14 protein-coding genes are annotated in these 14155 nt (G+C 71.2%); 10 read left to right on the top strand and 4 right to left on the bottom strand.

The genetic code is table 11. From position 1 onward, the window contains the following. Positions 1–50 precede the first annotated feature (50 nt). From ACFVTH_RS17530 to ACFVTH_RS17520, 3 genes are all read left to right on the top strand, one after another. Positions 51–1229, top strand: coding sequence for an anion permease (locus tag ACFVTH_RS17530; protein ID WP_387093723.1), 1179 nt, complete (start codon positions 51–53; stop codon positions 1227–1229). Next, on the top strand, positions 1226–1570 hold the full coding sequence (locus ACFVTH_RS17525) for a peptidase (protein ID WP_387093720.1): 345 nt from the start codon (positions 1226–1228) through the stop codon (positions 1568–1570). The genes ACFVTH_RS17530 and ACFVTH_RS17525 overlap by 4 nt, the downstream gene beginning before the upstream one ends. A 94-nt stretch (positions 1571–1664) precedes the next feature. Then, complete coding sequence (locus ACFVTH_RS17520) at positions 1665–3092, top strand: NCS2 family permease (RefSeq protein WP_387093717.1); 1428 nt, start codon at positions 1665–1667, stop codon at positions 3090–3092. A gap of 70 nt (positions 3093–3162) precedes the next feature. On the opposite strand, the gene ACFVTH_RS17515 is transcribed toward ACFVTH_RS17520, so the two are convergent. After that, positions 3163–4449 (bottom strand): uracil-xanthine permease family protein, encoded by a 1287-nt coding sequence (locus ACFVTH_RS17515; RefSeq protein ID WP_387093714.1) that lies wholly within the window; start codon positions 4447–4449, stop codon positions 3163–3165. Between the two features lie 138 nt (positions 4450–4587). Here ACFVTH_RS17515 and ACFVTH_RS17510 point away from each other — a divergent pair, with 138 nt between their 5' ends. Together ACFVTH_RS17510 and ACFVTH_RS17505 are read left to right on the top strand one after the other, a co-directional pair. Continuing rightward, positions 4588–4905: a DUF4190 domain-containing protein gene (locus ACFVTH_RS17510; RefSeq protein WP_386942031.1), complete on the top strand. Its 318-nt coding sequence runs from the start codon at positions 4588–4590 to the stop codon at positions 4903–4905. A 263-nt stretch (positions 4906–5168) separates the two neighbouring features. Continuing rightward, a complete protein-coding gene (locus tag ACFVTH_RS17505; protein ID WP_387093712.1) occupies positions 5169–6632 on the top strand; it encodes an aspartate ammonia-lyase in 1464 nt (487 codons plus the stop codon). Positions 6633–6719: 87 nt separating this feature from the next. Here ACFVTH_RS17505 and ACFVTH_RS17500 read toward each other — a convergent pair whose 3' ends face one another. From ACFVTH_RS17500 to ACFVTH_RS17490, 3 genes are all read right to left on the bottom strand, one after another. Continuing rightward, positions 6720–7595 (bottom strand): fumarylacetoacetate hydrolase family protein, encoded by an 876-nt coding sequence (locus tag ACFVTH_RS17500; RefSeq protein ID WP_387093709.1) that lies wholly within the window; start codon positions 7593–7595, stop codon positions 6720–6722. Between the two features lie 175 nt (positions 7596–7770). Beyond that, positions 7771–8544 (bottom strand): SDR family NAD(P)-dependent oxidoreductase, encoded by a 774-nt coding sequence (locus ACFVTH_RS17495; RefSeq protein WP_387093707.1) that lies wholly within the window; start codon positions 8542–8544, stop codon positions 7771–7773. A gap of 22 nt (positions 8545–8566) precedes the next feature. Next, positions 8567–9415, bottom strand: coding sequence for a fumarylacetoacetate hydrolase family protein (locus tag ACFVTH_RS17490; protein ID WP_387093705.1), 849 nt, complete (start codon positions 9413–9415; stop codon positions 8567–8569). Positions 9416–9563: 148 nt separating this feature from the next. Here ACFVTH_RS17490 and ACFVTH_RS17485 point away from each other — a divergent pair, with 148 nt between their 5' ends. The 5 genes from ACFVTH_RS17485 to ACFVTH_RS17465 all read left to right on the top strand — a co-directional run. Next, entirely contained in the window at positions 9564–10868 is a 1305-nt protein-coding gene (locus ACFVTH_RS17485) for an L-fuconate dehydratase (protein WP_387093703.1), read from the top strand. After that, on the top strand, positions 10865–11839 hold the full coding sequence (locus tag ACFVTH_RS17480; RefSeq protein ID WP_387093700.1) for an aldo/keto reductase: 975 nt from the start codon (positions 10865–10867) through the stop codon (positions 11837–11839). The genes ACFVTH_RS17485 and ACFVTH_RS17480 overlap by 4 nt, the downstream gene beginning before the upstream one ends. Further along, positions 11836–12681 carry an amidohydrolase family protein gene (locus ACFVTH_RS17475; protein ID WP_387093697.1) on the top strand — a complete coding sequence of 282 codons (846 nt, stop codon included), beginning with the start codon at positions 11836–11838 and terminating at the stop codon, positions 12679–12681. The genes ACFVTH_RS17480 and ACFVTH_RS17475 overlap by 4 nt, the downstream gene beginning before the upstream one ends. A 111-nt stretch (positions 12682–12792) precedes the next feature. Beyond that, positions 12793–13233, top strand: coding sequence for an RbsD/FucU family protein (locus ACFVTH_RS17470; RefSeq protein WP_387093694.1), 441 nt, complete (start codon positions 12793–12795; stop codon positions 13231–13233). Beyond that, a partial coding sequence (locus ACFVTH_RS17465) for a sugar ABC transporter ATP-binding protein (RefSeq protein WP_387093692.1) occupies positions 13230–14155 on the top strand: 926 nt, incomplete at its 3' end. The genes ACFVTH_RS17470 and ACFVTH_RS17465, both read left to right, overlap by 4 nt.

Below are 14155 nucleotides of genomic sequence, written 5' to 3'. Positions count from 1 at the left end.
GGGGTTCCTGAACTCCAGGTGAACTCTTCCCTCTCGCAAGAAAGACGCCGGTGGATCTCACCCTCATCGTCGTGCTGGTCATCGCACTGGCGCTCTTCTTCGACTTCACGAACGGCTTCCACGACACCGCCAACGCGATGGCGACGCCCATCGCCACCGGTGCGCTGAAGCCGAAGACCGCGGTCACGCTCGCAGCCCTCCTGAACCTCGTCGGCGCGTTCCTCTCCACCGAGGTGGCGAAGACGATCTCGGGCGGCATCATCAAGGAGGGCGACGGCGGCGTGCTGATCACGCCCGAGCTGATCTTCGCCGGCCTCATCGGAGCGATCGTGTGGAACATGGTCACCTGGCTGCTGGGCCTGCCCTCCTCGTCGAGCCACGCCCTGTTCGGCGGCCTCATCGGCGCCACCCTCGTCGGCTTCGGCGTCAGCGCGATCGACTTCTCCGTCGTCATGTCGAAGGTCATCCTGCCGGCGATCCTCGCCCCGCTGACCGCGGGCCTCATCGCCTACGCTGCGACGAAGCTCGCGTACGCCATCACGCGCCGCTACGACGGAAAGCCCGACGGCCGCGACGGCTTCCGCCACGCGCAGATCTTCTCCTCCTCGCTCGTCGCCCTCGCGCACGGCACGAACGACGCGCAGAAGACCATGGGCGTCATCACCCTCACCCTCGTCGCCGCAGGTCTCCAGCCCGCCGGCAGCGACGTGTACCCGTGGGTCATCGTGACCTGCGCGGTCGCGATCGCGCTCGGCACCTACATGGGCGGCTGGCGCATCATCAAGACGCTCGGCACCGGCCTCACCGACGTCAAGCCGGCGCAGGGCTTCGCGGCCGAGACCGCGACCGCCGCGACCATCCTCGCCTCGAGCCACGTCGGCTTCGCGCTCTCGACGACGCAGGTCGCCTCGGGCTCGGTCATCGGCTCGGGCCTCGGGCGCCGCGGCTCCAAGGTGCGCTGGCGCACTGCAGGGCGCATCGGCGTCGGCTGGCTGCTGACCCTGCCGGCCGCGGGCGCCGTCGGCGCGCTCGCCGCGCTCGTCGCGCACATGGGCGTCGTCGGCGTCATCATCGACACCGTCGTCGGCGTCGGCGTCATCGTCGGCATCTTCCTGTGGTCGCGTCGCAGCGAGGTCTCTCACCACAACGTCGTCAGCGAGGTCGCGCACTCGGGCCGCGCCGTGAAGATCAAGCGCAACCCCAAGCCGAAGAAGAAGGTGACGTCGTGATCGACTGGCTCGCATTCCTCCTCGTGTTCGTCTCGGCGCTCATCGGCACCGCCGTCGTCGTCTCCGCCTACTCGCTCGGCATCCGCCTGCTGACCGTCTCGGGGCGCACCCCGATCGTGACGCCGGCCGAGTTCACCGACGCGATCACCATCGTGACGCCCGCCGAGATCAAGCAGGCCGAGAAGCGCGCGAAGAAGGCCGCCAAGAAGAGCCCCCTCACCGACGGCCAGAAGCGCGCCGCGCTCGTCGGCGCGTGGGCCTGCTTCGCGCTCAGCGGCGTGGCCGTGCTCGTGGGCATCTACCTGATCGTCGGCGACCACATCATCAAGATGTTCAGCTGACCGCGTCGCGCACCCGTTCCACCACCCCAACTCCATACTCGACAGACCACCCGTCGTGCGCCCCCGGCGCTCGTCCCTCATCGAAGGTTCCCGGATGACCACTGCAACCACCCCGACGACCGACCCCGCCGACCCGGCCGAGAAGCAGCCGGTCGGCGCCGTCGACCGCTTCTTCGAGATCACGAAGCGCGGCTCCAACTACGCGACCGAGGTGCGCGGCGGCATCGTCACCTTCGTGACGATGGCGTACATCGTCATCCTCAACCCGATCATCCTGTCGACGCCCGACGTCGACGGCAACACGCTGAACGGCGCCGCGATCGCCGCGGCCACGGCGCTCACCGCGGGCGTCATGACGGTGCTCTTCGGCCTCGTCACGCGCCTGCCGTTCGCCTTCGCCGCCGGGCTCGGCATCAACGCGTTCCTCGCGTTCTCGGTCGTGGGCTCGGTCACCTGGCCCGAGGCGATGGCGCTCGTCGTGATCAACGGCATCGTCATCGTGCTGCTCGCGGCCACGGGGCTTCGGAAGATGATCTTCGACGCCGTCCCGGTGGAGCTGAAGCTCGCCATCACCGTCGGCATCGGGCTCTTCATCGCGTTCATCGGCTTCGTGAACGCGGGCTTCGTCACGGCCACCGGCAACCCGTCGCCGCCGGTCGACCTCGGCATCGGCGGCTCGGTCGCGAGCCTGCCCACCCTGCTCTTCGTCATCACGCTGCTCGCGGGCGGCATCCTGATCGCGCTCCGTGTGAAGGGGGCGATCCTCATCGCGCTCGTCGGCGGCACGGTCCTCGCCGCGGTGACCAACGCCATCTGGCCGTTCGGGCTCGACTTCGGCTTCGCCGGCGGCATCGTGAGCCTGCCCGACCTGAGCCTCATCGGCGCCGTCGACTTCGGCTTCGACCTCTCGAAGGTCGGGGTCCTCGCGCTCGTCATGATCGTCTTCACCCTCGTCTTCTCGAACTTCTTCGACGCGATGGGCACCATGACCGGCCTCGCCAAGGAGGCCGACCTCGCCGACGCGACGGGCGACTTCCCGCGCATCAAGTCGGCGCTCGTCGTCGAGGGCGTCGGCGCCATCGTGGGCGGCGGCACCTCGTCGTCGTCGGCGACGGTGTTCGTCGAGTCGGGCTCGGGCATCGGCGAGGGCGCGCGCACGGGCCTCGCCAACGTCGTCACGGGCGGCCTGTTCCTGCTCGCGATGTTCTTCACGCCGCTCACCTCGCTCGTGCCCGGTGCGATCGCCGGCGCCGCCCTCGTGCTCGTCGGGGCCATGATGCTCTCGCAGATCAAGCACATCGACTTCACCGACTACCGCGTGCTGCTGCCGGTCTTCCTCACCGTCACGGTGATGCCGATGACCTACTCGATCGCGAACGGCATCGGGGCGGGCTTCGTGAGCTGGGTCGTCGTCAACGCGCTGTCGGGCAAGGCCAAGACCATCCACCCGCTCCTGTGGGTCGTCGCCGCCGGCTTCGTGCTGTACTTCGCGCGCGGGCCGATCGAGGCGCTCTTCGCCTGATCCCGCGCGAACGAGGGATGCCCCGGGCTGCGACTGCAGCCAGGGGCATCCGTGTCTCTCGTGGCGGCGCTCAGTTCGTGCCGCGCGCCTTCGCGATGCCGTTCATGAGGTGGTAGATCACGATGGCGGCGATCGTGCCGAGCGCGATGCCGTTGAACGAGACCCCGCCGACGGCGAAGGTGAAGTCGGCGATGCCGATGATGAGGGCCGTCGCGGCGGTGAACTGGTTCACCGGCTTCGAGAAGTCGACCTTGTTGTCGAGCCAGATCTTCACGCCGATGATGCCGATGAGGCCGTACAGCGCCGTGGTGACGCCGCCGAGCACGCCCGGGGGGATCGTGTTGATGACCTCGCCGAACTTGGGCGAGAGGCCGAGGAGCACCGCGACGATGCCGGCGATCCAGTAGGCGGCGGTCGAGTAGACGCGGGTCGCCGCCATCACGCCGATGTTCTCGCCGTAGGTCGTCGTGCCCGAACCCCCGAAGAGGCCGGCGACGGTCGTGGCGAGGCCGTCGGCGAAGAGCGCGCGCCCGGTCGACCTGTTCACCGAGGGGTCGGTCATCTGGGCGACGCCCTTGATGTGGCCCACGTTCTCGGCGATGAGCACGAGCACGACCGGCAGGAACGCGGGGAGGAAGCCCCAGATCGCCGAATCCGTGAACGGGTTCGCCGCGAGGTGGAAGGTCGGCAGGCCGATCCACGCGGCATCCTCGATGCGGGCGAAGTCGATCTCGCCCTGGATCGCTGCGGCGACGTAGCCGATCACGACGCCGAGGAGGATCGACATGCGCCCGAGGATGCCGCGGAAGGCGACGCTCGCGATGATCACGGCGGCGAGGGTGATGAGCGCGGTCAGCGGCGCGAGCATGAAGTTGTTCTTCGCGGCGGGCGCCAGGTTGAACCCGATCAGGGCGACGATCGCACCGGCGACGACGGGCGGCATGAGCGCGTCGATCCAGCGCGTGCCGACCCACTGCACGAGGAGGCCCACGAGGGCGAGGAGCACGCCGACGACGACGATGCCGAAGAGCGCGGCGCCCATCGGGTCGGCGATGCCCTCCGCGCCCATCGCGGCGGTGATGGGGGCGATGAACGCGAACGAGGAGCCGAGGTAGCTCGGCACCCGGTTCTTCGTGATCACGAGGAAGAGGATCGTGCCGAGGCCCGAGAAGAACAGGGTCGTCGCGGGCGGGAAGCCCGTGAGGATCGGCACGAGGAAGGTCGCGCCGAACATGGCGACGACGTGCTGCGCGCCGAGGCCGATCGTGCGGGGCCAGCTGAGTCGTTCGCCGGGGGCGACGACCTCACCGGGTCGGACGTTCTTGCCGTCGCCGTGCAGGGTCCAGGGCAGGGTCATGCTGCTCCGTTCGGGAGTCGAGGGGTGGGATCCTTCAGATCGTACCGGGGGGATAGCCCCATGTCGGAGGCCGTGCCGCGTCCGTAGCGTGGTCTCATGCCCACGAACGGGCAGCACTCACGAACAGGAGACCATCTCATGACCACCGTCACCGACACCGCAACCCGGGCGCCGTACGCGGAGCCGCACCCCGCTGCCGCGCCGATCGCGGAGTCGCGCGGGTTCAGCATCGCGAGCCTCGTGCTCGGCATCGTCTCGATCGTCGCGGGCTACAGCTTCGTCGTGCCGATCGTCGGCCTCGTGCTCGGCATCATGGCGCTCAAGCGCGAGCCGGCCGCCCGCACGATGGCGATCTGGGGCATCGTGCTCAACGCGGTCATCCTCGCCGGGGCGACGCTCGTCGCGCTCGGCGCGGCGGTCTTCGGCCTCGCGCTGCTGCCCTTCGCGTTCCTCTAGGCGGCACGGCGGGATCGCCCCGAGCGGGGGCCCGGGCACGGCCCGGGCCCCGCTCGTCGTGCGCCGCCGCCGTCCCGTGCAGAGCGTCCCGCCCGGGGGCGGGAACCGGACGCCTCGCCCGCCCCGCGGACTGCCCTCGCGGCGGCCCCGCGGGATAGGCTCGAAGGGACGACCGCGCGGCGATCCCGCGCGACTGAGGCGATGGGGCCGGTTCCGGCGCGTCCGAACGATGACGCCGCCGCACGGCTCCGTGGAGGAACGACATGCACGTGCCCGAGACCACCCCGGCGACCCGGATCGAGACCGACTCGCTCGGCTCGGTCGAGGTGCCCGCCGACGCCTACTGGGGCGTGCACACGAAGCGGGCGCTCGAGAACTTCCCGATCTCGAAGCGGCCCATCTCGGTCTACCCCGAGCTCGTGGTCGCCCTCGCCTCGGTGAAGCAGGCCGCCGCCCGGGCGAACCGCGAGGTCGGCGTGCTCGACCCGAAGAAGGCCGCGTGGATCGACGAGGCGTGCCAGCGGATCATCGACGGCGAGCTGCACGAGCAGTTCATCGTCGGGGTGATCCAGGGCGGTGCGGGCACGTCGACGAACATGAACGCGAACGAGGTCATCGCGAACCTCTCGCTCGAGATCGCCGGCTACCCCAAGGGCCGCTACGACGTGCTCCATCCGATCGACGACGTCAACCGCAGCCAGTCGACGAACGACACCTATCCGACCGCGGTCAAGATCGCGATGGCGTTCTCGCTGCGCACGATGCTCGTCGAGCTCGACCAGCTGCGCATCGCGTTCAGCCGCAAGGGCCGCGAGTTCCACGAGGTGCTGAAGGTCGGCCGCACGCAGCTGCAGGACGCGGTGCCGATGACCCTCGGGCAGGAGTTCCACGGCTACGCGACGACGCTCGGCGAGGACATCGACCGGCTGCGCGAGACCATCAAGCTCCTCGGCGAGGTGAACCTCGGCGCGACCGCGATCGGCACCGGCATCACGGCCGACCCGGGCTACGCGGCATCCGTCGTCGAGCACCTGAGCGGCATCACCGGGCTGCGCCTCGAGACCGCGCCCGACCTCATCGAGGCGACGAGCGACACGGGCGTCTTCATGACCTTCTCGAGCGCGCTGAAGCGCAGCGCCATCAAGCTCTCGAAGATCTGCAACGACCTGCGCCTGCTCTCGTCGGGCCCGCAGGCGGGACTCGGCGAGATCAACCTGCCGCCCATGCAGGCGGGTTCGTCGATCATGCCCGGCAAGGTGAACCCCGTCATCCCCGAGGCCGTGAGCCAGGTGGCCTACGCGGTCGCCGGCGCCGACGTCACCGTCATGATGGCCGCGGAGAGCGGCCAGCTGCAGCTCAACGCCTTCGAGCCGGTGATTGCGCACTCGCTGCTGCAGTCGATCACCTGGATGCGCCAGGCCTGCTGGACCCTCCGGGTCAACTGCGTCGACGGCATCACGGCGAACACCGACCGGCTCGAGCAGATGGTCGCGTCGAGCGTGGGCGTGATCACCGCGCTCATCCCGTTCATCGGCTACACCGAGGCGGCGAAGCTCGCGAAGCTGGCCCTCGCCACGGGCCGCCCGGTCGCCGACCTGGTCGTGGAGGCCGGGCTCATGAGCCGCGACGAGGTGATGGCCCAGCTGCAGCCCTCGAAGCTCTCGGGCATCCGGCCGATCACGACGGTGATCCCGGTGCAGGAGCTCCACTCCGAACCGCACGAGTAGGGCGGATGCCCCGGGGCGTCGCGGTGCGCGGCGCCCCGGGGCATCGCTCGCGGCGGGCGGGGTTCGCCAGTTCGCGGCAGGACCGGCTCAGATCACGCGGCAGTGCGTGGTGAGCGAGCCGATGCCCTCGATCGTCACGGTGACGGTCGAGCCGTCGCGGAGGAACACCTGCGGGTTGCGCGAGTAGCCGGCGCCGCCGGGGCTGCCCGTCGAGATGAGCGTGCCGGGCGGCACGGTGGCCGAGCGCGACAGGTACTCGATGATGTCGGCCACGCTGCGCACCATCTCATTGGTCGACGCGTCCTGCAGGATGCGGCCGTCGAGGTTCGTGGTGAGCCAGAGATCCTGCGGGTCGGGGATTTCGTCGGCGGTGACGACGACGGGGCCCGTCGGCGTGAAGCCGTCGAACGACTTGCAGCGCGACCACTGCGCCTCGCTGAACTGGATGTCGCGGGCGGTGATGTCGTTCACGACCGTGTAGCCCCAGACGTAGTCGAGGGCGTCGCGGGCCTGCACGCCGCGGGCCGGCTTGCCGATGATGACGCCGAGCTCGGCCTCGTAGTCGACCTGGGTGGCGAGGTCGCCGGGCCAGGTCGTGGTGGCGCCGTGCGCCGCGAGCGAGTTCGGCCAGAGCGAGAAGATCGTCATCGCCGTCTCGGAGCGGAGCTTCAGCTCGGAGGCGTGCGCGGCGTAGTTCGCCCCGATGGCGATGACCTGCGCCGGGCGGAGCACGGCGGAGGAGTGCCGGAGCTCGGAGACGGGCGTCAGGCCCGCGCCTGCGGCGAGACCCGCGTCGACGGCCTGGCGGACCGCGGCGAGCCCCTCGTCGCCCTGCTCGATGAGGTCCTGGAGGTCGCGGGGCGCCTCGGCCATGATCTCGTCGAGGAAGAGCGCGGCTTCCGCGACGACCACCGCGAGTCGAGGGGTCGATTGGCCTTCGGCTCTCAGGTGCGCGAACTTCACCTGTCTAGGCTAGCGGGCCCGTCTCCGACCGCTCTGTGCGGCATGTACAACGAATGCGTTCGCATACGCCGCGGTGTCGACAATCGACGGGCGCCTCGGTGCGAGCTCGGCGGGACCGCGATGGGGCCGGAGGGTGCGCGGCCGGGGAGCGACCGCCGGCCGCGCACCGAGCGCGCTACGGCGCGGGGCGGAGCCGGAGCTCCTGCATGCCGCCGTCGACGGCGAGCGAGACTCCGGTCGTCGACCCCGACGCCGGGCTCGCGAGATACGCGACGGCGCCGGCGACCTCGTCGGGGTCGACGAGGCGCCCGTGCGGCTGGCGCGCCTCGAGCGCGGCGCGTTCGGCCGCGGGGTCGTCGGCCGAGTCGAGCAGTCGCCCCACCCACGGGGTGTCGGCGGTTCCGGGGTTCACGGCGTTCACGCGGATGCCCTCGCGCAGGTGATCGGCGGCCATGGCCCGGGTGAGCGCGGAGATCGCGCCCTTGCTCGCGCTGTAGAGCGCCCGCTGGGGCAGGCCGGCCGTCGCGGCGATCGACGAGGTGTTCACGATCGCCGCGGCGGGGGAGACGCGGAGGTGGGGCAGGGCGGCCCGTGACACGCGCACCGTGCCGAGCACGTTGACGTCGAGCACACGGCGCCATTCGTCGTCGTCGTTCGCCGCGATGTCGCCCTGGGCGCCGATGCCGGCGTTGTTGACGACGACGTCGAGCCGCCCGAACTCCGCGACGACGCGATCCACGCCCGCGCGCACGCTCGCGTCGTCGGCGATGTCGACCGCGACCGCGAGATCGGCGTGCGGGGCGGCATCCGGGGCGAGGTCGAAGACGGCGACGCGCGCCCCGCCGCTGCGGAGCCGCCCCGCGATGGCGGCGCCGATGCCCGACGCGCCGCCCGTGACGACGGCGACGAGGCCGTCGAACTCGGCGGTTCCGGTGGGTTGCTGGCTCATGGTGTTCCTCTCGATCGCGGGTTCAGGCGTCGACGTAGCGCTGGCGCTGGCGGCCGAGCCCGTCGATCTCGATCTCGACGACGTCGCCGGCGCCGAGGTAGGGGAAGCGGCCCGAGAGGGCGACGCCCTCGGGGGTGCCGGTCAGCACGAGGTCGCCGGGGTCGAGGGCGAGGTACTGGCTCAGCTGCCACACGATCGTGTCGATGCCGAAGATGAGGTCGCCCGTGCGCGAGTCCTGCCGGGGTTCGCCGTTGACGAAGCTGCGCAGCCGCACGTCGTCGGCGTCGAGCTCGTCGGGCGTCGCGAGCCAGGGCCCGGTGGGGCAGAAGCCCGGTGCGCTCTTGCCCTTCGACCACTGGCCGCCCGAGACGGCGAGCTGCCAGTCGCGCTCCGAGAGGTCGTTGGCGGTGACGAAGCCGGCGATGTGCGCCCGCGCGTCGGCGGGGGAGTCGAGCGCGCTCGCGCGACGGCCGATCACGATGCCGAGCTCGACCTCCCAGTCGGTCCTGGTGCTGCCGCGGGGGATCGCGACGTCGTCGTTCGGGCCGACGACCGTGTTCGGCGACTTCATGAACATCACGAGGTGCTCGGGCGGCGCCGAGCCCGACTCGGCGGCGTGCGCGGCGTAGTTCATGCCGATGCAGTACACGGCGCCCGGCCGAGCGATGGGGGCCCCGATGCGCAGTCCGTCGGCGCCGTCGAGCTCGGGCAGCTCGCCGGCCGCGAGGGCCGCGCCGGCGCGCTCGCGCCCGTCGCCGGCGAGGAACGCCGCGTCGATGTCGCGGGTCACGCCGCGGAGATCGAGGGTGCGCGCCCCGTCGAGGAGCACGGGGATCTCGGAGCCGGGGTCGCCGAGCCTGGCGAATCTCATCGCTGGTCCTTCCACTCGCGGCACTGCGTGAACATCTGAAGTATCCACTGCGATCAGGCCGGTTTCACCGAGATTCTTGCACAGAAGTTCACGGTTGACAGTCGAGACATCCGATGTTTATGCTCGTGTCGCCCCACGAAAGGACGTCATGAGCACGATCGTCAGCGTTGATACCCGGGACATCCGGTTCCCGACCTCCCTCGAACTCGACGGGTCGGACGCCATGAACCCCGACCCCGACTACTCGGCCGCGTACCTCGTCATCCGCACGGACGCCGCCGACGGGCTCGCCGGGCACGCCTTCGTGTTCACCATCGGTCGCGGCAACGACGTGCAGGTCGCCGCACTCGACGCGCTGCGCGCCCACCTGGTCGGCCGCGACGTCGAAGCGCTGCTCGACGACATGGGCGGGGCATGGCGGCTGCTCGCGCACGACTCGCAGCTGCGCTGGCTCGGCCCCGAGAAGGGCGTCATGCACATGGCGATCGGCGCAGCGCTCAACGCCCTCTGGGACCTCAAGGCCAAGCGCGCGGGCCTGCCCCTCTGGCAGCTGCTCGCCGGGCTCAGCCCCGAGGAGCTCGTCTCGCTCATCGACTTCCGCTACATCTCCGACGCCGTGACCCCGGCCGAGGCGCTCGAGCTGTTCCGCGCCGCCGAGCCCGGTCGCGCCGAGCGCACGGCGAAGCTGCTCGAGCTCGGCTACCCGGCCTACACGACGACCCCGGGCTGGCTCGGCTACTCCGACGCGAAGCTCGAGCGGCTCTGCCGCGAGGCCGTCGCCGACGGCTACCCGCAGATCAAGCTCAAGGTCGGCGCCTCGCTCGACGACGACGTGCGCCGGCTCGGCATCGCCCGGGCCGCCGTCGGCGAGGGATTCCCGATCGCCATCGACGCCAACCAGCGCTGGGGCGTCGACGAGGCGATCGAGTGGGTGCGCGCGCTCGCCGGGTTCGACCTCGCCTGGATCGAGGAGCCGACGAGCCCCGACGACATCCTCGGCCACGCCGCCATCGCGCGGGGCGTCGCGCCCGTGCGCGTCGCGACCGGCGAGCACGTGCAGAATCGCATCGTGTTCAAGCAACTGCTCCAGGCCGGCGGCATGCACGTCATGCAGATCGATGCCGCGCGCGTCGGCGGCGTCAACGAGAACCTCGCGAACCTCGTGCTCGCCGCCAAGTACGGCGTGCCCGTCTGCCCGCACGCGGGCGGCGTCGGGCTCTGCGAGGCGGTGCAGCACCTCTCGATGTTCGACTACGTCGCCCTGTCCGGCACGATGGAGGGCCGCATGGTCGAGTTCGTCGATCACCTCCACGAGCACTTCGTCACCCCGGCCGTCGTCGAGCGGGGCCGGTATCTCACGCCGACCGCGCCCGGCGCCGGCACCGAGATGCACGAGGCCTCCATCGACCGCTACACCTGGCGCGGCGCGCACGTCACGGAGGTGCCGGCGTGACCATCCCGGCGCGATCCGCCTCGCCGGCCGGCCTCGGCCGGCTGGGCTACGGCGGGGCGTCCATCGGCAACCTCTACCGGGAGGTCGCGGACGCCGACGCGGAGGCGGCGCTCGACGCGGCCTGGGCCGGCGGCATCCGCTACTTCGACACCGCGCCCCACTACGGCCTCGGGCTGTCCGAGCGGCGGATGGGGGAGTTCCTCCGAACCCGCCCGCGCGACGAGTACGTGCTCTCGACCAAGGTCGGCCGCGTGCTCGAGCCGAACCCCGACTACTCGGGCGGCGACGACCTGGCCCACGAGTACGCCGTGCCGAACCGCACGGTGCGACGGTTCGACCCGAGCGAGGCCGGCGTGCGCCGGAGCATCGAGGACTCGCTCGAGCGGCTCGGCCTCGACCGCATCGACATCGCCTACCTCCACGACCCCGACGCGTACGATCTCGACCGCGGCCTCGCCGAGGGGCTGCCCGCGCTCGCGAAGCTGCGCGACGAGGGCGTCGTCGGCGCGATCGGCATCGGTACGAACAGCGCGGATGCCGCGGCGCGCGCGGTGCGGGAGGGCGACCTCGATCTCGTCATGATCGCGGGCCGCTTCACCCTGCTCGAGCAGCCGGCGCTCGCCGAGCTGCTGCCCCTGTGCGAGGCGCGGGGCGTCGGCGTCGTCGCCGCGGCGGTCTTCAACTCGGGCCTGCTCGCGACCGCATCGCCCGAGGCGGGCGCGCGCTACGACTACGCGGCGGTACCCGCCGAGGTGCTGGCCCGCGCCCGGCGGCTGGCCGAGGCCTGCGCGGCCGAGGGCGTCGAGCTCCCGGTCGCCGCGATCCAGTACCCGCTGCGCCACCCCGCCGTGCGCTCGGTCGTCGTCGGCTCGGCGCGCGCGGCGAGCGTCGAGCAGAACCTCGCCCGCATGGCGGAGACGGTGCCCGAGGCGTTCTGGACGAGCCTCGCCGAGCAGGGGCTCATTCCGTGAGCGACCGGCCGCGCACCATCGATGCGCACCTGCACCTCTGGGACCGCTCGGTCGGCGAGTACCGGTGGATCACGCCGGAACTCGGCCCGCTGTACGCCGACTTCGGCCCCGAGGAGGCGCGCGCTGAGCTCGACGCCGCCGGGATCGACGGGGCGATCCTCGTGCAGGCCGAGGACTCGGCGGCCGACACGCGCTTCATGCTCGACGTGGCCGCGGCGAACGACTGGGTGCTCGGCGTCGTCGGCTGGGTGCCGCTCGACGACACGCACGCAGCGCTCGGCGCACTCGACGCGCTGGCCGGCGAGCGACGGCTCCGCGGCATCCGCCACCTCGTGCACGACGACCCGCGCGACGAGTTCCTCGATCTCCCCGCCGTCCGGGCGTCGCTCGCCGAGGTCGCCGCGCGCGGACTCGCGTTCGACGTCCCCGACGCCTGGCCGCGACACCTCGGTGCGGCACGCAGGCTCGCCGGGTCGCTGCCCGAGCTCACGGTCGTGATCGACCACCTCGCCAAGCCGCCGGTCGGCCGCGACGGGTTCGCGGAGTGGGCGCGCGAGTTCGTCGCGCTGTCGGAGCTGCCGAACACGGTCGTCAAGTTCTCGGGACTCCACCTGCCCGGCGCGACCTTCGGGATCGACTCGGTGCGCCCGCTCTGGGAGCTCGCGCTCGAGCGATTCACGCCCGAGCGCGTCATGTACGGTGGCGACTGGCCGATGACGGTGCCGCACGGGGGCTATCAGCCCACCTGGCGCGTCATGCGCGAGTGCCTCGACGATCTCGGGCCGAAGGATCGCGACGCGGTGCTCGGCGGCACCGCGGAACGGGTGTATCGCCTTGAGTAATCTGATGTATCGACCCCGACAGCCACAAAAACGCAACGATCACGCCTGATATGGGCTGAAACATCGGATGAGTAGTACACTCATTCACATCTCAAGGAAGAGAGGCACCACGTGCTCACCGGCATCCACCCGATTCTCCACGGCGAGCTGCTCGCCGCGCTCGATCGGCTCGGGCACGGCGACGAACTCGTCGTCGCCGATGCGAACTTCCCGGCGCACCGGCTCGGCGCCGTCGTGGTCGAGGTACCCGGCCTCTCCGCCGCGAGCGTCGTCGAGGCCGTCCGCACCGTCGTGCCCGCCGACGCCTACGACGGGGCCTCGGTGCTGCTCATGACCGCGGAGGGCGACGAGCGACCCGCGGTCCAGCACGAGCTGATCGCGGCATCGGCCGTGCCCGCCGAGCGCGTCGACGAGCTCGAGCGGTTCGCGTTCTACGACCGGGCGGCCGGTGCCCGGCTGATCATCAGGAGCGGCGAGCTCCGTCCCTACGGCAATCTGATCCTCCGCAAGGGCGTCGTCAACGAGTACGAGCCGAGCGGGGCCGTGCGATGACCGCCGGCACCGTGGCGCTCCTCGAGGTCGAGGGCGTCAGCAAGGGGTTCCCGGGCGTGCAGGCGCTCGCCGACGTGCAGCTCGAGCTCCGCCACGGCGAGGTGCTCGCGCTCGTCGGCGAGAACGGGGCGGGCAAGTCGACGCTCATGAAGCTGCTCGCCGGCATCTACACGCCCGACGCCGGCACCTTCCGCCTCAACGGCCGCGAGCTGACGATCGAGGGGCCGCGCCACGCGCAGGAGCTCGGCATCTCGATCATCCACCAGGAGTTCAACCTGATGCCCGACCTCACGGTCGCGCAGAACATCTTCATCGGCCGCGAGCACCGCCAGGCCGGGCTGTTCCTCGACGACCGGGCACTCAACCGGCGCGCGCAGGAGCTCTTCGACCGGCTCGGGCTCGCGCTCGATCCCGCCGAGCGCGTCGAGCACCTGACGGTCGCCCGCCAGCAGATGGTCGAGATCGCGAAGGCGCTGTCCTTCGACGCGAAGGTCCTCATCATGGACGAGCCGACGGCGGCCCTGAACGACGCCGAGGTCGACGTGCTGTTCGAGCTGATCGAACGGTTCCGCACGGCCGAGACCGGCGTCATCTACATCTCCCACCGCATGGAGGAGCTCGCGCGCATCTCCGACCGCATCAGCGTGCTGCGCGACGGCCGGTACGTCGGCACGCGCGTGACGGCCGAGACGGCGCCGAGCGAGATCATCTCGCTCATGGTCGGCCGTGAGATCTCGGGCGAGCAGCGCCCCGCGCCCCGCACCCCCGAGGGCGAGCCGGTGCTCTCGGTGCGCGGCCTCTCGACGAAGCACCTGCTGCGCGACGTGAGCTTCGACGTCCACGCCGGCGAGATCCTCGGCTTCGCCGGCCTCATGGGCGCCGGCCGCACCGAGGTCGCGCGGGCGATCGTCGGCGCCGATCG

This window comes from Agromyces sp. NPDC058104 (assembly GCF_042884835.1).
Taxonomy (GTDB): Bacteria; Actinomycetota; Actinomycetes; order Actinomycetales; family Microbacteriaceae; genus Agromyces.
The sequence above is the reverse complement of the archived record's forward strand: the minus strand, read 5'-3'. Positions and strand labels throughout refer to the sequence as shown.

Coding starts and splice junctions, on each gene's coding strand:
- ACFVTH_RS17495 (WP_387093707.1), bottom strand. CDS start 8,544: ATGAGCCAGCAACCCACCGGAACCGCCGAGTTCGACGGCCTCGTCGCC.
- ACFVTH_RS17515 (WP_387093714.1), bottom strand. CDS start 4,449: ATGACCCTGCCCTGGACCCTGCACGGCGACGGCAAGAACGTCCGACCC.
- ACFVTH_RS17485 (WP_387093703.1), top strand. CDS start 9,564: ATGAGCACGATCGTCAGCGTTGATACCCGGGACATCCGGTTCCCGACC.
- ACFVTH_RS17505 (WP_387093712.1), top strand. CDS start 5,169: ATGCACGTGCCCGAGACCACCCCGGCGACCCGGATCGAGACCGACTCG.
- ACFVTH_RS17490 (WP_387093705.1), bottom strand. CDS start 9,415: ATGAGATTCGCCAGGCTCGGCGACCCCGGCTCCGAGATCCCCGTGCTC.
- ACFVTH_RS17520 (WP_387093717.1), top strand. CDS start 1,665: ATGACCACTGCAACCACCCCGACGACCGACCCCGCCGACCCGGCCGAG.
- ACFVTH_RS17510 (WP_386942031.1), top strand. CDS start 4,588: ATGACCACCGTCACCGACACCGCAACCCGGGCGCCGTACGCGGAGCCG.